This window comes from uncultured Chloroflexus sp. (assembly GCF_937951745.1).
Taxonomy (GTDB): Bacteria; Chloroflexota; Chloroflexia; order Chloroflexales; family Chloroflexaceae; genus Chloroflexus.
Genome location: NZ_CALFBQ010000039.1, coordinates 1 through 21,349, shown reverse-complemented (window position 1 = coordinate 21,349; position 21,349 = coordinate 1). Strand labels below are relative to the sequence as shown.

Genomic DNA, 21,349 nt, shown 5'->3' with positions numbered 1-21,349 from the left:
GACGAGGAGGGTTACGATGGCAAAGGATCTGAACAAAGTGCAACTGACGGGTCATCTCGGCGCCGATCCGGAAATGCGCTACACTGCGCAAGGCAGCGCCGTAACGACCTTCCGGGTGGCGAGCAACCGCACGTGGCGCGACAAAGACGGTAACTCCCACGAAGAGACTGAGTGGTTCCGCATCGTGGCGTGGGATAAATTGGGTGAGATCTGCAATCAGTATCTCACCAAAGGCACCCGCGTTTATATCGAGGGGCGGCTGCAAACTCGGAAGTGGACGGATCGCGACGGCCAAGAGCGCTACACTACCGAGGTGATTGCGCAAGATATGATTATTCTCTCGGCCAAGGGCGAGCGCGGGCCGGTACCCGATGCTGAACCGGTCTATGACGAGCCGGTTGACGAGCCGGTACGCCGCACGCCGCCACCGGCTAGCCCACGCTCGGCGAACAACAATCCGCCTGCGGCGCGCCCGCCAGCCAACCGTGCGCCTGCCCGTAACCAGCCCCAGCCGCTGGATGACGAAGATATTCCGTTTTAAGTGGTGAGACGGGAAGGGGGCGGGTTTTAAACCCGCCTGCCCTTACGGTTCGCCCTGACCAATCCACGCTTACCTCCTTGTGCTGATATCTATCCGCTTGCTCGCTGCGCTCTGCACGGCTAGCGTTGCTATTGTGCGCACACGTTAGTTTTCTATCCGTCGCGGCGATGGCGGGGTAGTCAGCAATTGGGCCATCTGGCGCAATTCGAGCCACCACTGCTCGCATGGGCGGGGGATAGTGGGGCGTCTAGATAGCCAAGTACACTGTACGGGCAAGCCGTCTGGGGAGGGTCTCGAGGCGGGTTGCCCACCCGCCCTTACCCTTATCCTCGGCGCGGCTTACCACGTAGGTGCGCTCGGCCATCAGTCTGCCACCCGTCGCGGCGATGGCGGGGTAGTCAGCAATTGGGCCATCTGGCGCAATTCGAGCCACCACTGCTCGCGGGGGCGGGCATAGACCGGATCCATCAGCCGCGGCATATCATCGAGCTGGTGGAACTGCACCTTGCCGCCGCGATAGCCGATAAATGCCCCCACCGGCTGGCGCCGGTCGGTGTGTTCGATCAGAAAGTCGATGCAGCGCACGGCTAAGCGGGTGGCTTGGATACGGTCAAAGGGTGATGGATCGCCGCCTTGTTGCAAGTGGCCGAGGATCGCTTGCCGCACCTCGAACAGCTTGCCGCTTTCTTCCTCAAACAGCGAACAGATAAACGAGGTGGTATATACCGGATTGGCCTTTTCGTTGCGAATTATCAAGCTCAGCCGTTTGCCGCGCCTGAACCAGTCCGTCATCTCGTCCAGATCGGTTTGCAGAGTGCGCAGGCTAATCCCCTCTTCGGGCAAATAGACCCGCTCGGCCCCGGTGGCAAGCCCGCTCATCAGGGCCAAATAGCCGCAGTCGCGGCCCATGACCTCAACCACAAAACAGCGGCGCGAGGCGACTGCCGATTGCTTGATTCGATCAATCGCTTGCACAATGCTGTTCAGCGCCGTGTCAGCGCCGAGGCTCAACTCGGAGCCGGGCAGATTGTTGTCGATGGTGGCCGGTAAGCAGATGATCGGAATATTGAAGGCCGGGAAGATATGGCGTTCGCTGTAGAGCTTGTAGGCGGCCTGATAACCGGCCCAGCCACCAATCATCAAGATGCCGTCAATGCCGAAGCGCTCGATATTGCGCGCGATCTGGTACAGTTCGCTGCCCTGCGGAATCTTGCGGTTGGTACCCAACTCGGCCCCGCCCATCGTCGCCCAACCGCTCACGCTCATCCAATCCATCTCGAAGATGTCGCCATCAATCAGACCCTGAAAACCGTTGCGCACACCGAGGATGGTATGGCCACGATCGATCCCAATCCGTACAGCAGCCCGCACTGCGGTATTCATTCCCGGTGCCGGGCCGCCGCTGTGCAGCACAGCGAAGCGATGGCCACGTTGCAAGCGATCGGGTGGTGATGGTTGTGACTGGATGAGTGTGCCGAGGGTGCGATATGCTTCGACAAAACTGTTGCCGCGCAGCGCCATAGCGCGTTCATAATCATGTTGAGCGATCGCTTCCGCTACCTGCCGGGTATCGGTCACACACGTCATCAGCGGTAACCGCACCACCCGGTTTTCGCGCAAACCGATCAATTTGGGTTCAGCCTCAGGGCCAGCGGCCAGCAGTTCTTCGACCGCTGTTGCGCCGAGCAACGAGCTCATCCAGCGGTCGAAGGCACTCGGCGCGCCGCCGCGTTGCACGTGACCGAGGATGGTAACCCGCGTATCTTCGCCGAGTCGTTCTTCAAGGACTTTTTTCACATAAGCGGCAGTGATCGGCCTACCGTGACGATCACATGCTCCTTCAGCGACTACTACAATACTATCGCGCCGGCCCTGCTCGCGCCCGATCCGCAGCACATCGCACATATGCTGTTCCCAATCGTCCATCTGGGGCGGCATTTCTGGAATAAGTGCCCAATCGGCGCCACCGGCGATGGCTCCCATTAGCGCCAGATAGCCGCAATTGCGGCCCATCACCTCAATGACGAAGGTGCGTTGATGGCTGGCCGCCGTCGAGCTAATGGCATCTATCGCCTCGGTGATGCGATGCAATGCTGTATCGGCGCCAATGGTCATATCGGTGCCGCAAAAGTCGTTGTCGATGCTGCCCACGACTCCAACAATCCGTAGATGGGGATGCGCTTCCGCTTTCTCACTACTAACTTCGCCCTCATCAACCAACTCGGCCACCAACTCCGGCCACTCACGGCGAAAGATGTCGGCGCCGGTTAGGCTGCCATCACCGCCGATAACTACCAGTCGGTCGATACCGAGGATGAGCAGATTAGCCGCTGCTCGGCGGCGGCCATCACGGGTACGAAACTCGGCGCTCCGTGCTGTGCCGATGATGGTGCCACCGCGGTGAATAATTCCACCGACCGAACTCCAATCCATGCGTCGAATGAGCTTACCGCCCTCTATGAGTCCCTGATACCCTTCGTAAATCGCATATACCTCGCAGCCGCGACTAATTCCGGTTCGCACGACGGCCCGAACTGCCGCATTCATTCCCGGTGCATCGCCACCACTGGTCAATACCCCGATGCGAATCGTTGGGTTTGTCATTTCATCCCTCGCCTTTCTGGCGGATAGCGACTTGGTTGCATGTGCAAGTATATCATAATACATAACGCAAAGACGCGAAGGGCGCAAAGGGGTGTAGATGGGGTGGATCAAGAGGCTAGGCTTTTCTGTATTAGTGTGGCTTAACCACGATCTTTTGACTTTCTCGTGCGAAAGATTTTGTAACCCAAATAAACACCTTTGCAACTTCGTAGCTCGATACAACGGACGTCCTGCCTTACTTTTCAAGTATCACTCACCTCATACCTAAGACATAGTGTCATTTTTACTCATCCCCCTTGACTTTGTGCTTGAATGCAGTAGAGTGAGGGCATGAACCGCATGTTTGCACTGCTGAGGAAGTATTACAATGAACAACCAGCAGTTTACGATTAAGGGTTTGGATTGTCCCGATTGCGCGCGTTCGATTGAGCGTGGTGTGGCCCGGCTGGAAGGGGTGAGGTTGTGCAGCCTCAATTTCACCACCGAGACGTTGCACGTCACCGGTGAGGTTGACCCAGCAACGGTGATCGCGCGGGTGCGCGAGTTGGGGTATGAAGCTGAGCCTGCGGCAACAGCTAAGGTTGAACCTCCCCCGACTTTTCTCCGCTTTATGCTCAGCCGGCGCGAGACGCAATTAGCGCTGATCGGGTTGCTGCTCGTGTTACCGGGTATGGTGTTACACGAGGTGTTAGGTTGGGATGCGTGGTGGATTGATGGGTTGGCGTTAGGTGGGTTGGCGCTAGTAGGGCCGTTGGTGGCGCGCAATGCGTGGCGCACGCTGCGCACCAATCGCGAGGTGAGCATTGATGCGCTGATGACGATTGCCGCTGTTGGCGCGGTAATTATTGGCGCGTATGTCGAGGCGGGGTTGGTGATGGTGCTGTATGCGATCGGCGAGGCGTTAGAGGGCTATACGGCGAGCCGTGCGCGCCATACCATTCGCAGTCTGTTGGAGTTGACCCCACCCACGGCGACCTTGCTCACCGCTACGGGTGAGCAGGTTGTGCCGGTGGCTGCGTTGCGTCCCGGCGACCGGATTGTGATTAAACCCGGCGAGCGGATTCCGGTTGATGGCACGGTGGCTGCCGGGAGTTCACTGGTGAATCAGGCTCCGATGACCGGTGAGAGCCGGTTGGTCGAGCGGGGTGTGGGTGATGCGCTGTTTGCCGGAACAATGAATGGGGAGGGGTGTCTTGAGGTGATCGTTGAGCGGCCTGCCGCCGAGAGTTCGGTGGCGCGCATGATCCATTTGGTGCAAGAGGCGCAAGAGCGGCGTGCGCCAGTGCAGCGGTTCGTTGATCGCTTCGCCCGTTACTATACGCCGCTGGTGGTGGCGCTAGCGGCGCTAGTAGCGATGGTGCCGCCACTCTTGTTTGGTCAACCGTTCTGGAATCCTGCGCCCGATACGTTTGGCTGGCTCTACCGTGGTCTGGCGCTGCTGGTGGTGGCATGCCCGTGTGCGCTCGTGATCAGCACCCCGGTGAGCATTGTCAGCGCCCTCAGCGTCGCAGCCCGCCACGGGGTGTTGATTAAGGGTGGCACTTACCTTGAGACGCTAGCGCGGGTGAAGACGGTGGCGGTGGATAAGACCGGCACGCTGACGACCGGCAAGCCGGCAGTAGTGGCGTTGCGCACGGTGGGGTGCAGCGCGCCTGATGCTGCGCCAGTAGGTCATTGTCAGGCCTGTGATGAGTTACTGGCGCTGGCCGGTGCGGTCGAGCGCCGTTCGGAGCATCCATTGGCCCACGCGATTGTGAACGCGGCTGCCAATCGCGGTCTTGATTTGCCGCCAGCCGAACAGGTGCGGGCGTTGGTAGGCAAGGGTGTGCAGGGGGTGGTGAACGGCAACGAAGTGATGATCGGAAGCCATCGAGTGTTTGATCAGACATTGGCCCACGATGAATGGCACTGCCTTGCCGCGAAACGCGATAGCCAACTCGGGCGCACGCCGTTGATGGTTGGGGTTGATGGTCGTTATCGTGGCACGATAACCGTCGCTGATACCGTGCGTGAAGAGAGCCGCAGCGCGATTGCCGCTTTGCGCGATCAGGGCTTGCGAGTAGTAATGTTGACCGGCGACGAACCGGTGACCGCCGAGCGAATTGCCGGCGAACTCGGTGTCAATGAGGTGCGCGCCGGCCTATTGCCGGAAGACAAGGCGCAGGCGGTGAGCGAGTTGCGCCAGTCTGACGGTGCGGTCGCGATGGTCGGCGACGGCATCAACGACGCGCCGGCGCTGGCTAGCGCCGATGTTGGTATCGCGATCGGCGCTGACGCTGGCGGCACAACGCAGGCGATGGAGACCGCCGATATTACGTTGCTCGGCGGTGATTTGCGCCAGTTACTGTTTGCAGTGGCGTTGAGCCGGCGGACGATGCGCACCATTGTGGCGAATGTCACTTTCAGTATTGGCATTAAGTTGCTGTTTATTGTGCTCGTGTTAGCCGGTCTTGGCACGATGTGGATGGCGGTGCTGGCCGATGTGGGGGCATCGTTGTTAGTGACGTTAAACGGCATGCGGTTGTTGGGGTTCCGGGGGCAGTAAGGGCACAGCAACGCTGTGCCCTTACCGTACCTCTACCGGGCGAAGTGTTTGATGAGGCTGCCCATCCATTGCATCGCACGCCAATAATCGGCCACGCGGATGTTTTCGTTGGGGGAATGGACGCGGGCGCCGTGGTAGCCGCAGCCGGCGCCGCTGGCGACCGGAGTGCCGAGCGCGGTGCAGAGCGGGTAGATTGGGCCGGTGCCGGCCATCGTCGGATAGAGGATCGGTTCGCTGCCATACACTTCACGCGCCGAGGCGACGGCGGCCTGCACAATCGCCGCATCGAGTGGGCCACGGGCCGGATGTTCACCACCGAGATCGATGATCTCAATATCACTGAACCCTTCCGCGTCGAGATGACAGCGCAATTGGTGTAACACTTCAGCCGGTTCCATATCGGGTACAAGACGGAAGTCGATCTTGGCTCGCGCTTCATTCGGCAGCACCGTCTTGCTGCCCTCGCCGGTGTAGCCGCTGATGAGGCCGCAGATGGTGCAGGTCGGCTCAAACAGATGGCGACGCAGCCGCTCGATCCCGCGCACGCCATCGAGAAATTCGCTCAAGCCAAAACTGGCGAGTAAGGCATCGTCATCACCGGAGGGAATAGTGGCGAGTGCGGCGAGGTCGGCTGCTGAAGGGGGGCGCACTCGATCATAGAAACCGGGAATGCGTACCCGCCCATCGGGGCCTTTGAGCGTGTTGAGTGCCCATGTCAGCCGCCACGCTGGGTTGGGCACAAAGGTGGCATACGACGAGTGCAGGTCGTAGCTGGCGCCGCGCGCGACCAGCTCGACATATTGAATGCCCTTTGCGCCGCAGGTGACGGTGGGCCGCTCGCTTAAATCAACCCCGCCTGTTTCCCATAGACAGCCGTCGGCGCGCAGCAGATCGGCGTAGTCGCGGCAAATGGCCGGCAAGGTGCGCGAGCTGGTCTCTTCTTCGCCTTCGATGGCAAAGATGATGTTGATCGGGAGTTCGCCTTGGGTCGCTAGCCACGCCTCGATTGCTTGAATGCGCAGCATCAAGTTACCTTTATTATCAGCAACGCCGCGCCCATACAGCTTGCCGTCACGTTCAGTCAACTCGAATGGCGGGCTGTCCCACAACTCCAGCGGTTCCGCCGGTTGCACATCGTAGTGGTCGTAGATCAGCAGGGTACGCGGGCCGTTGCCGATTGTGGCATAGACCATGGGGTTGCCGCCATCGGCAGTGAGCAGGCGGGTTTCGGCGCCAAGCTGTTGCAACCGCTGCGCAACGAACGCCGCGGTTTCGGCAATGTTGCGATTTTGGGCTGCAACTGAGGGTAAGCGAATCAGATCGGCCAATTCGACGCGAAAGCGCTCCCGGTTGGCGTCAATGTAGGCGGCAAAACGTTCCATAATAGTTGCTCCGTCCAATATTCGGTTCCACGCCGGTATTATAAGGCAATATGGCGGTTACGTGCGGTTGCAGATTTCGGCGTACACTGTTTCGATCCGATCCAACATGCGTTCAAGGCGGAATTCGGCTAGCGCCCGTTCCCGTCCAGCTAGCCCCAATGCGCGGGCACGAACTGGGTTGGCGAACAGCTCGGCCAGAGCGCGGGCCAGCGCTGGCGGGTTATCGGGCGGCACGACGAAACCGGTGCGGCCATGGATGGTCACATAGCTCGTGCCGGTGCCTAGTTCGGTGCAGATCACCGGCAGCCCGGCCATTTGGGCTTCGATCTGAACAATGCCGAAGGCTTCGCTGGGGGCAACCGATGGCAAGACAAAGACATCAGCGATCGCGTAGAGGGCGCGCAGCGTCACGTTGTCAACTGCGCCGAGCACATGCACTCGCTCGCCTATGCCCAATTCGTTCGCTAAGCGGGCGAGATCACTGCCGCGCACAGTGGCATCCCCTCCGGCAATGATGGCATGGCCGCGTGGGAGCAGCGCAAGCGCGCGCACGAGTCGATCAACGCCTTTGTAGTAGCGCAGCCGGCCAACGAAGAGCGCATTGGGGCCGGGGAAGCGGCGGCGCAAGGCGGCGACGAGCGCCGGATCGGGCAAGGGCAGCGGTGGCAGGCCGAACGGCACGACTCGCACTCGTTCGCGGTGGCGGGCCAGCCATAGCGATGATTGAACGATCGCTGGGCTACTGGCAATAATGCAAGCAGCGCGGCGCAAGGTGTGGTGAATCAGCGGCGCCGTGAGCGCACCTAGCACGCGCTGGCGCACGATGTCGCTATGGTAAGTGACAACGAGCGGCGCGCGAGTGGCCAGCAGGGCGAGGTCGCCAACTGGATATGGGTGGTGGAAGTGGATCAGGTCGGGCCGGCAGCGGGTTACCTGCCAGAGCAGGGCCGGACTGATGGGGGCGCGGGCAAGGGTGAGTAGACGTGGCGTAGCGATCAGTTCGACGCCGTTGCGCCATTCGTGCCGGCCCTGTCGTCCCGGTGCGACGTAAAGCACTGTGACTCGGTGGCCGCGGGAGGTTAACCCTTCACTGAGCAGTTGCAGATGGCCTTCGATGCCGCCTTGCACCGGCGGGTAATCTTTGTAGAGTTGCAAGATGTGCATAGGGCGAATGATACACACAAAGACGATTGACGCAAAGTGCGAAGTGAGTAAAGCCGGACGGCTGTCTGGCTCCGTCAAGACGTGGAGATTTTTGACGCGAAGGCGCGCATGGGTTGTTGGGTAGCCCCCACCCCAGCCCTCCCCCGTTGGCGGAGTGAGCCTCACTCTTCCTTAGAAGGGGAGCACGCCTGCTGCGCATGCTTGCTAGTTGGTGTACAATAGAGTAACAACTCAATACGTAACCTTCGGGGCAGGGTGAGTCTGAGGTTCGCCATCGCGTGAACAGCAGGCAATTCCCGATCGGTGGTATAGCCCACGAGCGGATTGTCGTAACCGGCAATCTGCACGATCCGGTGAAATTCCGGGGCCGACCGTATAGTCGGGATGAAAGAAGGGTTCGTTGCAACGTGTGCTCTACGTGCTTTTCTTAGGGCCGTGTTGCGCATAGTTTGCATGCCCCGAACACATTGTTTGTTCGGGGTTTTCGATTGAACGCGGCTGTGACCAGCATGCCGAACGTTCTGATTCGCATTGCCCCGAAGGAACAAGGTTCGCCAGAACGTTCCTTTGGGGTTTCGTTATGTCTGCGCAGCACCAAATCTACATGCGCCGCGCGCTCGAACTTGCGCGGCAAGCAGAAGGCCGTACCAGTCCAAACCCCATGGTCGGCGCCGTCATAGTGAACAATGGGCGTATCGTCGGTGAAGGCTATCACCATCGGGCTGGCGCGCCCCATGCTGAGATTGAAGCCCTGCGCGCTGCTGGTGAAGCCGCGCACGGGGCAACGATGTACGTCTCGCTTGAGCCGTGCGCGCATTATGGTCGTACTCCACCTTGCACTGATGCGCTGATCGCCGCCGGTATTGCTGAGGTTTACTACGCCATCGGGGATCCCAACCCGCGGGTGAATGGCAAAGGCCATGCCCAACTTGCCGCTGCCGGCATTCGCGTGCATCACGGTCTCTGCGCTGCCGAGGCCTACCAACTCAATCGGGCGTATTTCAAGCATATTACCACCGGCCAGCCATTCGTGACTGCAAAGTTTGCGATGAGTCTCGATGGCAAGATCGCCACCGTCACCGGCCAATCGCGCTGGATCAGTAATCTTGCCTCGCGCCAGCGTGTGCATGCGCTGCGGAATGTCACCGATGCTGTGCTGGTGGGGGCGGGAACGGTGATTGCCGATGACCCCTCTCTGACCACGCGCTTGATCGGCGATCAACCGGGTTTGCCGCGCGATATTCGCCATCCGGTACGCATTATCGCCGATAGTCGCGGGAGGACGCCACTGTCTGCTAAAGTGTTCGATCCAGTGTTGCCCGGCCAGACGGTGCTGGCGACGACGGCGCAGGCATCTGCCGATCACCGCTGCGCTCTAGCTGCGCGCGGCGTTGAGGTGTGGGTGTTGCCCGCCGATGAACAGGGTCGGGTAAGCCTGCCGGCATTGCTTGCGGAAATAGGTCGGCGTGGCTTCACGAGCCTCTTGGTTGAGGGGGGCAGCGAACTCCTTGGCGCGCTCTTCGCAAGCCGATTGGTCGATCGGGTGTGGGTCTTTCTCGCGCCCATGATTATCGGCGGTCGCGACGCGCCGGGGCCGGTTGGCGGGTTGGGTTGTGCGACGATTGCGCAGGCAGTGCGTTTGGGTCAGTTCCAGCTTGAACCGATCGCAACTGATGCTTCCTCAGCGCCTGATGTGTGGATTCAGGCCGATGTGATCTATCCAGAGGTGTAACGATGTTTACCGGCATTATCGAAGAGATAGGGATCGTCGAACAGTTAAGCCAAGCCGAAGGCGGCTGGTCGCTGACGGTACAAGCCGTTACAGTGCTAGAAGGCACTGCGTTAGGGCACAGCATTGCCGTGAATGGAGCGTGTCTCACTGTTACGGCCCTGACCGACGGTAGCTTTACGGTTGGTCTCTCGCCAGAGACACTGCGCCGAACGAACCTTGGCGAGGTGCAGCCCGGTGACGGGGTCAACCTTGAACGCTCGCTGGCGGTCAATGGTCGGATTGGCGGGCATTTTGTGCAGGGCCATGTGGATGGCACCGGTGTGATCCGCTCGTTCCGTCCAGAAGGCGATTCCCTCTGGGTGACGGTCGAGGCTGAGCCTGCATTGCTGCGCTATATCGTGCCGAAAGGCTACATCGCGGTTGATGGTACGAGTCTTACGGTGGTGGATGTTCTGCCTGATGCGTTCACATTTATGCTGGTCGCTTACACGCAACAGCATATTACCTTGCCGCGCAAGCCAGTTGGTAGTCGCGTCAATCTCGAAGTGGATGTGCTAGCCAAGTATGTGGAGAAATTCCTTGGGGAGGCGCCTTATGCCATTCGCGAGCGTTGAAACCGCTATCGCCGATGTTCGAGCCGGTAAGTTTGTGATCATTGTTGATGATGAAGACCGTGAGAACGAGGGTGATCTGGCGATTGCCGCCGAATTTGCCACACCACAGGCGATTAACTTTATGGCGCGAGAGGGGCGTGGCCTGATCTGCGTCGCGATGACCGGCGAGCGGCTCGATGAACTGCGGATTCCGCTGATGGTTCAGCCTTCCGAGAACACCACTCGCTTCGGTACCGCCTTCACCGTTTCGGTTGAAGCGCGGCGGGGAGTAACGACCGGCATCTCGGCGTTTGATCGCGCCACCACGATCCGTACTCTGATTGATCCGACTACCCGACCCGAAGACCTCGCTCGGCCCGGCCATGTCTTTCCCCTCCGCGCTGCTGCCGGCGGTGTGTTAGTGCGCCCCGGCCAAACTGAGGCTTCTCTTGATCTGGCGCGACTAGCCGGGCTTTACCCAGCAGCGGTGATTTGCGAAATCATGAACCCCGACGGCACGATGGCCCGTCTGCCCGACCTTGAAGTGTTTGCCGCTCATCACGGTCTCTCGATCTTGTCCATCGCCAGCCTGATCGCTCATCGCTACCGCACCGAAACAGTGGTGCGCCAAGTAGCCGAAACGAGTTTGCCGACCGAGTACGGTACGTTTCGCCTGATTGCGTTTGAGCATATCTTCACCGCCGAAACGCATCTCGCCTTGATCTTCGGCGCTGCTAATGGGCGTTCCCCGCTCGTGCGCCTGCATTCCGAATGCCTAACCGGTGATGCGCTCGGTTCGCAGCGTTGCGATTGCGGCGCGCAGTTGGCCGAAGCGCAACGGCAGATTGCCAAGGCAGGTTACGGAGCCATTCTCTATCTGCGCCAAGAAGGGCGCGGGATTGGCTTGCTCAACAAACTGCGCGCCTATGCGTTGCAAGATCACGGGTTTGATACGGTCGAAGCCAATCGCCAATTAGGTTTGCCGGTTGATGCGCGCGATTATGGTGTTGCAGCTCAAATGCTACGTTGTCTCGGTATGGAAGAGGTGCGCTTGCTGACGAATAATCCGGCTAAGATCGCCGGTCTCGAACGGTACGGTGTGGTTGTACGTGAACGGATTCCGCTGCACATCGCGCCAACCGACGCTAACCGGCGCTATTTGACGACGAAACGGGCGAAATTAGGGCATCTGCTCCCTGACTATGACGCTGAACGTGTGTTTGGAGGCAACAATGGGTATCACGTTTGAGGGCCATCTGGTTGGAACCGGCTTGCGATTCGGGATCGTGATCTCGCGCTTCAACGACACGATTGGGCGCGAGTTACTACGGGGCGCTATTGAGACGCTCACCCGGCACGGCGTCGCTCACGATGACATCGATATTGCGTGGGTGCCGGGAGCGTTTGAGTTGCCGCTCGTCGCGAAGCGGATGGCTAAGCGCAAGAGTGCGACCGACGATAGCCCGTATTACGATGCGATCATCTGTCTCGGTGTGGTTATTCGGGGCGCAACGAGCCATTTTGAGTATGTGGCGGGGCAGGCTGCCGGCGGGATAGCGGCCACGGCGTTGGCGACCGATGTGCCGATTGTGTTTGGTGTACTGACGACTGAAACCATTGAGCAGGCGATTGAACGGGCCGGAACGAAGGCTGGTAATCGCGGCGCTGATGCGGCGCTAGCCGCCATTGAGATGGCTAATGTGCTGCGGGAGATTGATCGGGTGGCGCTGGCGGTTGAGGGTTGAAACGTAGGGTAACGCCGGTAGCACCGGACGACTGTCCGGCCCCCCAAAGATGCAGAGGCGTGTAACGCAAAGACGCAAAGCGCGCGAAGGGCGCAAAGGTGGTTTTGGGGTGGCCCCCACCCCAACCCTTTCCCGCTGGGGGAGGGAGTTTCATACCTCTCTCGGAGGGGACTACTGGCGCGACGAAGACGTGCCAGCAGTCCCTATCCCTCCGCGCCCGTTGCGTTCTCTACAGTAAACGAAATGGCGTCCTTCCCTGCGGCCAACCCTTCCGCTTATGTTACAATACCGCCGATGATCAGGCAGGCAACGGCCAATGGCCCACGCCCCACCACGAGAACACGACAATGGATGCAGTGCTTGTCCTCGAAGATGGCCGTGTCTTCCCCGGTCGCTCGTTTGGCGCACCCGGCGAACGCATCGGCGAGGTGGTGTTTCACACCGGTATGACCGGGTATCAAGAGATTTTGACCGATCCTTCCTATTGCGGCCAGTTGGTGACGATGACTGCGCCGCATATTGGCAATACCGGCGTCAACGATTTTGACCCCGAATCGATCCAGCCCCAAGTGGCTGGTTTTATCGTCCGTAGCTACAGCGAGCATTACAGCTCGTGGCGCGCGCGCGGCAGTTTGGCCCAATTGCTGCGCGATTATGGTATCGTCGCGATTAGCGATGTGGATACGCGCGCGCTCACCCGCCATATCCGCACTGCCGGCGCGATGCGTGGGATTATTTCGACCACTGGTGAGTCGATTGAGTCGCTGCTAGCTAAGTGCCGCGCTGCGCCGCCGATGGAGGGGCAAGACCTGACGCAGGTGGTGACCTGCCCCGAACCGTACCATTGGGCGACGAATAGCGTGCCGTTTACGCCGCCCTACCCGAATGGTCCGGCCCAAGAGCTAACCTATCACGTGGTAGCGTATGATTTCGGCCTCAAGCGCACCATCTTGCGCCGGTTGGTCGATCATGGCTGCCGGGTGACAGTGGTGCCGGCAACCACTTCACCCGCTGATGTGCTGGCACTCCAACCCGACGGTATCTTCTTCTCGAATGGGCCGGGCGATCCGGCGGCGGCGAATTACGCGGTGGCCAACTTGCGCGCTTTGCTGGGCAAGCGACCCATCTTTGGCATCTGTCTCGGCCACCAACTGATGGGGTTAGCATTGGGAGGGCGGACGTACAAGCTACCGTTCGGCCATCACGGCGCGAACCATCCGGTGCGCTATTTGCCGACTGGGAGGGTCGAAATTACTTCGCAGAACCACGGCTTTGCCGTCGATCCCGATTCGTTGCCGGCAGGGGTTGAGCTGACCCATATCAATCTGAATGACCAGACACTAGAGGGGTTTAGCTATCCTGCACTGCACTGCTTTAGTGTGCAGTATCATCCCGAAGCCGGGCCGGGGCCGCACGATGCGACCTATCTGTTCGGTCAGTTTACGGCAATGATGGAGGCATGGCGGCAGGCATAGCCAACGCTAGGCTTGTCGTTTAGGGTGTGCTGTACCCGCGCACGATCACGCGCACCTCAGCAATGCCGAGGTTATTGAGCAACTGGGTGTAGTAGGCTTCAGCGTCGCGGGCGGTTTGCGAGAGAATGCCGGCTTCGATCGCAGCTTGCACAAGCGCAGCTTTGGCTTCGGTATCAACCGATTGGAAAAAACTTTCGAGGCTGGTTTGCGGGCAGATAAAGCCGGGGCAGAAGTCGGTGTTTTCGATGATCCGGCTGTTAGCGAGATCGAGTGATACCTGATCGGTAAAGACTTGCGGCGGCGGGAGCGTAATCTGCGCCCGCCGGCCATCACTGCTCACCCAGATGTCTTCGGGCCGTAGTTGGCTGAGGTCGATCCCCGCCGGCACCCGCCCGCGAATCAACACCAGAAACTCTTGCCGTACCCCCAGATTGCGCAGAAACGATGCCCATCCTGCCGGCGCGTCGAGATGGCGCACTTCTACCCCGGCGTAATGTTCGATGAAGATTTGCTTGTTGACCCGCCGTACCGCCTCGATAATCTGCGGGCCAACGGTGGTTGTGACTGAAGTGGGTGGCGCTGAGGCATGCTGAAACGCTTGCCCGACGCTCCAGACCAAAAACAACACCGCCGCAATGGCCAACCCGTTCCAAACCAGCTTCAGCGTGCGCACACTCGCCTCCGGGAACTTACGACGACAGCGGTTCGATTACCACCCGGCTAAACCCCAGCTCATCGATGAGCCACCGTTCGAGGCGACGATAGCTAACTTCGCTCGCGATGCTCATCAACTCAGGATCATTCGCCACGCGCTGGCGAATCTCGGCTCGCGCCTGCGCGAGGGCCTGATTCTGGGCTGCCGTGATCTGCGTTCCGATCCAGCGCCGCGACTCACCGATCACCTCAATCTCGATCGGGTTGGGTTCGCCATCGATGGCCGCGCGCGGCAAACGGATCGTCAGCGTATTGCCATCGCGCTGGATCTGCGCCCGGCTCAGATCAACCGTCAACCGCACCTCAGCCGTCACCTTCAGCGTAATTTCATCGCGACCAAAGAAACTCTGGGCGCCGCTCACCGTGGTTACAGTTGTAACCGGAAACTTGATCGACAAGCCGATCGCCGGATCGATCCGGCGTAGATCAGGGAGGGGGATGAGGGTTGGCGCTGCCGGTGGTGCGGTGGGAGGTAACGGCGTGAAGGTTGGAGGTGTGGTAGGCCACGGCTCAGGAGTGAGCGGCGTGACCGCCGGCGTTGGCTGGTTCCAGCCGCTGTTGATGAACAGCAGCAAGCCTGCAAGGGCTACGGCAATCACGCTGCTGATAATCCAATTGACCGTTCGTTGCTTCATTGCCGGCTCAACCACTAGGCCTTTAACATCACATAATCCACCGTCACTGCTTGCAACCGTTCCAGATCAACTTCGGCGCCGCTCCCCGGCCCGGTGGGCACTGTCAACGTACTGTCAGGGTTCAGCGTGAACGGGTTCGTGACAATATCTTGGTGGAAGTAGCGGTCGTTGGCGCTGATGTCGCCGGGCAAGCTAAAGTTGGGCAGACTGGCCAGCCCAACGTTGGCGGCGCGGCCAATACCGGTTTCGAGCATGCCGCCGCACCAGACCGGAATGCCAGCAGCTTGGGCCATATCGTGAATCTGGCGAGCAGCGGTGAAGCCACCGACTCGCGACGGCTTAATGTTGATCACGCCGCAAGCGCGCAGCTCAATCGCCCAGCGCGCATGATCGGGCGAGACGATGCTCTCGTCCAAGCAAATTGGCGTGCGCAATTGACGCTGCAACTTGGCGTGATCGATAATGTCGTCGTGGGCTAATGGCTGTTCGATCAACAGCAGCTCGAACTCATCGAGCTGCGCCAGTTGCGGCGCTTGGTCAAGCGTGTAGATGCTATTAGCATCAACCTGCAAGCGCAGATCGGGCCAGCGCTCGCGCACCGCTCGGGTCGGCTCTACGTCCCAACCCGGCTTGATCTTGAGTTTCACCCGCTGGTAGCCGGCGCTGACATAGCCCTCAACCACCTCAAGCAAGGCTTCGATTGAGGGTTGGACGCCAACGCTAACGCCGACTTCAACCCGTTGCCGGGTACCGCCAAGCATCGTACTCAGGCTCTCGCTGCGTGCGCGGCCAAACAGATCCCACGCTGCGAATTCGAGGCCAGCCCGCGCCATGCGGTTGCCGCGCACACGGGCAAAGGTCGCGTCCACCTCTTCGGGTCGGCTCAGATCGCGCCCTAGCAGCATCGGGGCCAGAATCTCGCGCATCATCACCCACGCCGTGGCCTGCGTCTCTTCGTTGTACCACGGCCCGGCACCGACCGGCGCTTCGCCCCAGCCGATTGCACCCTCGCTGTGCAAAGTCACGATCACCGAGTGATTGGCCTCTTCCCGCCAGCCGCTCGTCTCAAACGGCGACCGGTACGGCAGCCTGATCCGCCGTAACTCGATGGCTTCGATCCGCATCAATGCACCTCCAACAACTCCACTTCGAAGATCAGGGTGGCTCCGGGCGGAATAACACCACCCGCGCCGCGGCTGCCGTAAGCCAAGGCCGCCGGAATCACCAATTGCCGCTTCCCGCCCTCGCGCATCCCGGCCACACCTTCATCCCAACCGCGGATCACTCGTCCCGCTCCGAGTGGAAACTCAAACGGCTCACCGCGGCTGAGCGAACTGTCAAACATACTGCCGTCAGTCAGCCAACCGGTATAATGCACCGTCACCGTGCGGCCAGCGGTCGCCGTCGCGCCATTGCCGACCGTCAAATCGGCGAACTTCAGGCCGCTCGCACTCGTAGTATAGTGATCGGCAGGCACATTTTGCGGCGCATCCGGCGGGCCGGGCATAATCTCAACCAGCTCAACATCGAACGTGAGGGTTGCATTTGGTGGAATCACTGGCGGGTATCCCATCGCGCCATAGCCGAGATGGGGCGGAATAATCAGCCGCGCCTTGCCGCCTACCCGCATTAGCCCGATCCCTTCATCCCAACCGGGAATGACTATCCCGACGCCGAGCGGAAAGCGGATCGGCTCTCCCCGCTCGTAAGAACTATCGAACACCGAACCATCGGCGAGCATTCCGCGGTAATGCACCGCCACGACCGAACCGGGCTGTGGCTGCTCGCCGTGACCGGCCTGAACTTCGATATACTGGAGGCCGCTAGGGGTAGTCATTGTACACTCCTGTCTGTTGAGGCCCATGCGGGCAAAAAATAAGGCGCTACTGACCATCCGGGCCGGAGATCAGCGGCAGGTAAAGATTCTGATCGAGCACGATGGTGAACAAGCGCGGCCAATATTTTCCGGTGATGAAGATGTGGTTACTGATTGGATCGTAAGCGATGCCGTTTAACACATCAGCCGCAGCGCGCTCCGACGGCGAGAGCAAGCCGCTCATATCAAGCACGCCGATCACGTGGCCGTCAGCCGGATCGATCAGCACGATCTGATCGCTGTACCAGACGTTAGCAAAGATCAAACCGTTAATGTACTCTAGTTCATTCAGGCGGTCACGCGGCTGACCGTCGATCGTGACTGTTACCGTGCGTACAACGGCCAACTGGCCACTAGCGACGGTTGCTTCCGGATCGATGAAATACAGCGTGGCGGTGCCATCGCTCATAATCAGATGGGTACCGTCGTAAGTTAACCCCCACCCCTCGCGTGGCATCGTCATCGGCGGTGTAGGGTAGGTAAAGGTACCAACTCGCTCGAATGTGGCAGTATCGTAGATCAAACCGAGGCCATTCTGCCACGTCAACTGAAAAATCTGATTATCGATGTGAGCAATTCCCTCGCCGTACAAGGTTGGATCGCCGAGATTGATACTGCGGATAACTTGACCGGTTGCTATCTCAACTTCGCGGAGCGAGGAATTGGCGTAATCGCCAGTGCCTTCGTACAAACGACCCGGCCCGGCCACGATCAAGCCTTGCGTCCATGCGCGCGGATCGTGCGGATAATCGGCGATTACGCGGTAGGGCAACAAGGGCAGCGACTGCGCCGGAGCGGGTTCAGAAGCTCCTACAAGCGGAATTGACACCGTTGCCGGGGTTGGCGTAGCGGTTTGGGCCGGCGCCATTGCTAGCGGGATTGACACCACCGCGCCGGTGGGTGTTGGCGATGGCGGGCTAGCGGGTGAGCTCACGCAAGCCGCTAACAACAACAATCCTGCCAACCAGAATACCCAGCGGAACCACATATAGGCACCTCACATTGAACCGGCAGAGGTATTGTACCACCTTTAACCAGATGCGCTGAACGGCGAATCGCTATTGTTTTAGCGTGCGGCAGACCAACTGCCGTCCTTGCTCTTGAGCATCTGAGTGAACGGCGGGTCAGTGGTCCGCGCTCCCTCATCGGGGAGGAGTAAAAAGTCCTCCCCGCATCAGTATCACGAGCAATCTCACGATCCGGTTGTCGCATGATTACCGCAATACAGCAACTTTTCATTATGAGCGTGCGCAATATCTGCTACAATGCAAACAGGATTCACCAGACTCATCAGCGCAAGGAGGCGCACCATGACGAACAAACCAAAGGCTGTTCCAGCCGAGCAAGAGATTCGCTACTGGATGCGCACCCCGGCCATCACCATTAATCTTGCCGCGCCGCTGAGCGAGGCGCTGGCATTGATGCGCGAGCACGACATCCGGCGCTTGCCGGTGGTGGTCGATACCGGCGAACTACGCGGTATCATTACACAGGGCGATATTCGTGGCGCCGATGTCATGCGAGTCGCTGGGCTTGATCCGGTTGATATTGCACAGGCGCTGCGTAACGTGAAAGTGTACGAGGTTATGACTGAGAATCCGATCTCGGTGACGCCTGAGACCGGTTTGCGTGAAGCGGCGTTGTTAATGATTGAGAACAAGATCGGTGGCTTGCCGGTGGTTGACGATCAAAACCGGGTTATCGGCATTATCACCGAGAGCGATCTGTTCGAGGCGCTGGTGCAACAGCTCGAAACGCATCCCCGGTTTTAGGAGCGTGGTGAATTCCCCCACTCCAAACCCCTCCTCCTTTTGGGGAGGGGTTACGTGCGTGCTAGAGGCGCGAGCGTTTCGCCTGCAACCGCCAGTTGTGCTCAGGCAGGGTTTCAGTCCGCCGGTCGGTGAAAGAGCGTATACTGGGGGGGCGGTGGGTGGGGTGGTGTGGTATAATAGGTTTCAGTCCGCCGGTCGGTGAAAGAGCGCATACTGGGGAGACAGAGCGGTAGGGTCGGTGGCGAGCGAGGTGTTAGGGACAGGGATATAGCAGTGCTAGGTCGCTACGGCTTTCCCTCTGCGGGAAGGGGTATATCCCGCTCTCGCAGAGGTGGAGGGGTGAAGAGTGAATGCCAATGCGAGAGTATCTTTATTCTTGAGCGAAATTTAATCGTATCATAATAAAAACTTATGAAAACGTTAACACGTTTTGGCTAGTATGATTTTGCCGTGTACAATATGTTTGGTAAACTATCACTACTACCGTTAGGTTTCTAGCTACATTGCCGCCTCTCAACGCCGCTAGGTAGCCATCTGCAGCGATTGTGTCGATGTATAAACCCTCTCGCTAAAGCATGTAGGTTTACTCAATCATTTGTTTCGTTTTTGACGAGCGCCCCATACCAATTGGAGCTGAACCATGGAATTCTCCCCCCTCGAACTCACCGACGCTGCTCAAATACAACGGCTGCTGACTGCTGTTAACAGCGCGTCATTACTGATCACGGAAGGCGATGCGCGTGGGGTGATCACATTTGCAAATGCTGCTGCGCAATATTACTTCGGTTACACGCCAACCGAATGCATTGGCAAGACTATCCAAGAGCTGACTCACCCTGACGATCGGGAGCGGTTGCGACAGCAGGTTGCAGAATGGGTTCAGCTTGGTTTGCAGACAGCGATCAGCGAGAATCGGATTATTCACCGCAACGGTACAGTCTTCTCCTTTCTCTGGTCGGTGACGATTCACTACGACGATCAGCGGCAGGTGACCGGCTTTACCTCGATTGGCCTCGACATCTCGCAACAAGAACGATTAGCGCAAGAATTGGCTGCAAGTCGCGAGATGTTGCACCTCGTGATCGATAGTTTACCGATCGGTGTGTTTTGGAAAGACCGCGAGTCGCGCTTTCTAGGGTGCAATCGACGCGCACTGGAAGATGCCGGTCTTGCTCATTTTACGGATATGATTGGCAAGACCGATGCCGAGTTGCCGTGGCGTGCGAAGGCGAAACTCTACCAGTACAGTGACCGCGTGGTAATGGCAACCGGCCCAAAGTTGAATATTGAAGAGACCTTTACTCGTGGTGATGGATCGACGATCCGCATTCGCACCTCTAAACTACCGTTGCGGCGCAAGGGTGAGGTGATTGGCGTCCTTGGCTTTTATGAAGACATTACTACCCTTCACCAACAGGAAACAGGTCTGCGTACCTTCCGGTTGCTGGTTGACCATGCCCCCGATGGGATAGGGATCGTCGATGCGGATTTGCAGATTTCCTACGCGAACTCGGTGTTTACGGCCATGATAGGCAGCGAGTCGCTCATTCATGCAAACTGGGCTGACCTTGTTCACCCTGACGATCGCGATCAGTTGCCTTCGATTGTTAAACAAGCCAACCAAACCGGCCATGCTCAGGCAATGTTACGCTATCCGCGCCGCGATGGCGCGCTTATCACTGCCCATCTGACAGTCGTAGCCTTGCGTGACCGTGACGAGGTATTGATTGGGTATGCGATTATCAATCACGATGTGACTGAACAGTTACGGGTAGAAGAACGGCTGCGGGCAAGTGAACAACAACAGCGCGCTATTTTGCAGGCGTTGCCCGATTTGTTCTTCTTTCTCAGTGGAGATGGCGTCTTTCTGCAATACAAAGCCGATAGCAACGATCAGCTCGCGCTACCACTTGAGTTCTTCTTAGGCCGGCACGTGGCTGATGTCCTGCCACCGGAGTTAGCTGAGTTGACGCTCTCGCATATCACTGCGCTACAGCAAACCGGTCAGCCGCAGCGTTACGAATACCAGATGGTGATCGAGGGTGACCTCCGCGATTACGAAGCACGGATGACGGCGAGCGGCGACAATGTGCTGGTGATCGTGCGCGACATCACTGAACAACGACGCGCCGAACGTGAACGGCAAACGTTAGCGTTGCAAGAGCAGGTCATTGAAGCCCAGCAAGCGATCTTGCGTGAATTGAGTACGCCACTACTGCCGATTGCTGATCGAGTGGTGGCGTTGCCGCTGATTGGCGCAATTGACAGCGCTCGTGCCCAACAAATGATTGAGACGTTGCTCGATGGGGTGAGCCGTTATCGGGCGACAGTTGCCATTATCGATATTACCGGTGTCAAAGTTGTCGATACGCAAGTTGCCGGTACCATCATTCGGGCGGCTCAGGCGGTTGGTTTGTTGGGGGCGCAGGTGGTGTTGACAGGGATCAATCCCGAAGTTGCCCAAACGTTGGTTACTATCGGTGCTGATCTGTCGAAGATTGTAACGAAAGCCACCTTGCAAGAGGGTGTAACGTTCGTTCTGGCAGGTCAGCGCAGTGGGCAAGCGACGAA

17 protein-coding genes and 1 riboswitch are annotated in these 21,349 nt (G+C 59.0%); of the genes, 9 read left to right on the top strand and 8 right to left on the bottom strand.

Annotated features, from left to right (window positions below):
* Window positions 1–16 precede the first annotated feature (16 nt).
* Window positions 17–541, top strand: a complete 525-nt coding sequence (locus Q1A59_RS09930) for a single-stranded DNA-binding protein (protein WP_298406358.1) — start codon at window positions 17–19, stop codon at window positions 539–541.
* 363 nt (window positions 542–904) lie between these two features.
* Here Q1A59_RS09930 and Q1A59_RS09925 read toward each other — a convergent pair whose 3' ends face one another.
* The gene (locus Q1A59_RS09925; protein ID WP_298406359.1) at window positions 905–3,145 is read right to left on the bottom strand and encodes a 6-phosphofructokinase; all 2,241 of its coding nucleotides are present in this window, start codon (window positions 3,143–3,145) and stop codon (window positions 905–907) included.
* Between the two features lie 367 nt (window positions 3,146–3,512).
* Here Q1A59_RS09925 and Q1A59_RS09920 point away from each other — a divergent pair, with 367 nt between their 5' ends.
* On the top strand, window positions 3,513–5,690 hold the full coding sequence (locus tag Q1A59_RS09920; protein ID WP_298406360.1) for a heavy metal translocating P-type ATPase: 2,178 nt from the start codon (window positions 3,513–3,515) through the stop codon (window positions 5,688–5,690).
* Window positions 5,691–5,722: 32 nt separating this feature from the next.
* Here the strand turns inward: Q1A59_RS09920 and Q1A59_RS09915 are convergent, their stop codons facing one another.
* Both Q1A59_RS09915 and Q1A59_RS09910 read right to left on the bottom strand, forming a co-directional pair.
* On the bottom strand, window positions 5,723–7,072 hold the full coding sequence (locus tag Q1A59_RS09915) for a M20/M25/M40 family metallo-hydrolase (protein WP_298406361.1): 1,350 nt from the start codon (window positions 7,070–7,072) through the stop codon (window positions 5,723–5,725).
* Window positions 7,073–7,129: 57 nt separating this feature from the next.
* On the bottom strand, window positions 7,130–8,236 hold the full coding sequence (locus tag Q1A59_RS09910; protein ID WP_298406362.1) for a glycosyltransferase: 1,107 nt from the start codon (window positions 8,234–8,236) through the stop codon (window positions 7,130–7,132).
* Between the two features lie 237 nt (window positions 8,237–8,473).
* A riboswitch (FMN riboswitch) is annotated at window positions 8,474–8,636 on the top strand.
* Between the two features lie 180 nt (window positions 8,637–8,816).
* On the opposite strand from Q1A59_RS09910, the gene ribD reads away from it, so the two are divergent.
* From ribD to carA, 5 genes are all read left to right on the top strand, one after another.
* Window positions 8,817–9,968, top strand: coding sequence for a bifunctional diaminohydroxyphosphoribosylaminopyrimidine deaminase/5-amino-6-(5-phosphoribosylamino)uracil reductase RibD (ribD, locus tag Q1A59_RS09905; RefSeq protein ID WP_298406363.1), 1,152 nt, complete (start codon window positions 8,817–8,819; stop codon window positions 9,966–9,968).
* 2 nt (window positions 9,969–9,970) lie between these two features.
* A complete protein-coding gene (locus Q1A59_RS09900) occupies window positions 9,971–10,582 on the top strand; it encodes a riboflavin synthase (RefSeq protein ID WP_298406364.1) in 612 nt (203 codons plus the stop codon).
* The gene (locus Q1A59_RS09895; RefSeq protein ID WP_298406366.1) at window positions 10,563–11,810 is read left to right on the top strand and encodes a bifunctional 3,4-dihydroxy-2-butanone-4-phosphate synthase/GTP cyclohydrolase II; all 1,248 of its coding nucleotides are present in this window, start codon (window positions 10,563–10,565) and stop codon (window positions 11,808–11,810) included. Before Q1A59_RS09900 ends, Q1A59_RS09895 begins: the two co-directional genes overlap by 20 nt.
* Entirely contained in the window at window positions 11,794–12,306 is a 513-nt protein-coding gene (gene ribE, locus Q1A59_RS09890; protein WP_298406368.1) for a 6,7-dimethyl-8-ribityllumazine synthase, read from the top strand. Before Q1A59_RS09895 ends, ribE begins: the two co-directional genes overlap by 17 nt.
* A gap of 347 nt (window positions 12,307–12,653) precedes the next feature.
* A complete protein-coding gene (carA, locus tag Q1A59_RS09885; protein ID WP_298406370.1) occupies window positions 12,654–13,781 on the top strand; it encodes a glutamine-hydrolyzing carbamoyl-phosphate synthase small subunit in 1,128 nt (375 codons plus the stop codon).
* A 19-nt stretch (window positions 13,782–13,800) separates the two neighbouring features.
* Here the strand turns inward: carA and Q1A59_RS09880 are convergent, their stop codons facing one another.
* Genes Q1A59_RS09880 through Q1A59_RS09860 form a run of 5 tightly spaced genes read right to left on the bottom strand, consistent with a single transcriptional unit; the run spans window position 13,801 to window position 17,994 of the window.
* Window positions 13,801–14,454: a DUF4230 domain-containing protein gene (locus Q1A59_RS09880; protein WP_298406372.1), complete on the bottom strand. Its 654-nt coding sequence runs from the start codon at window positions 14,452–14,454 to the stop codon at window positions 13,801–13,803.
* Between the two features lie 16 nt (window positions 14,455–14,470).
* The gene (locus tag Q1A59_RS09875) at window positions 14,471–15,130 is read right to left on the bottom strand and encodes a DUF4230 domain-containing protein (protein WP_298406373.1); all 660 of its coding nucleotides are present in this window, start codon (window positions 15,128–15,130) and stop codon (window positions 14,471–14,473) included.
* Window positions 15,131–15,144: 14 nt separating this feature from the next.
* Entirely contained in the window at window positions 15,145–16,254 is a 1,110-nt protein-coding gene (menC, locus tag Q1A59_RS09870) for an o-succinylbenzoate synthase (RefSeq protein WP_298482996.1), read from the bottom strand.
* Complete coding sequence (locus tag Q1A59_RS09865) at window positions 16,254–16,967, bottom strand: FKBP-type peptidyl-prolyl cis-trans isomerase (RefSeq protein WP_298406375.1); 714 nt, start codon at window positions 16,965–16,967, stop codon at window positions 16,254–16,256. Before Q1A59_RS09865 ends, menC begins: the two co-directional genes overlap by 1 nt.
* Window positions 16,968–17,013: 46 nt before the next feature.
* Entirely contained in the window at window positions 17,014–17,994 is a 981-nt protein-coding gene (locus Q1A59_RS09860) for a glutaminyl-peptide cyclotransferase (protein ID WP_299644925.1), read from the bottom strand.
* Between the two features lie 322 nt (window positions 17,995–18,316).
* On the opposite strand from Q1A59_RS09860, the gene Q1A59_RS09855 reads away from it, so the two are divergent.
* Both Q1A59_RS09855 and Q1A59_RS09850 read left to right on the top strand, forming a co-directional pair.
* On the top strand, window positions 18,317–18,778 hold the full coding sequence (locus tag Q1A59_RS09855; RefSeq protein WP_298406379.1) for a CBS domain-containing protein: 462 nt from the start codon (window positions 18,317–18,319) through the stop codon (window positions 18,776–18,778).
* 640 nt (window positions 18,779–19,418) lie between these two features.
* The coding region (locus tag Q1A59_RS09850; protein WP_299644924.1) for a PAS domain-containing protein at window positions 19,419–21,349 on the top strand (1,931 nt) is incomplete at its 3' end.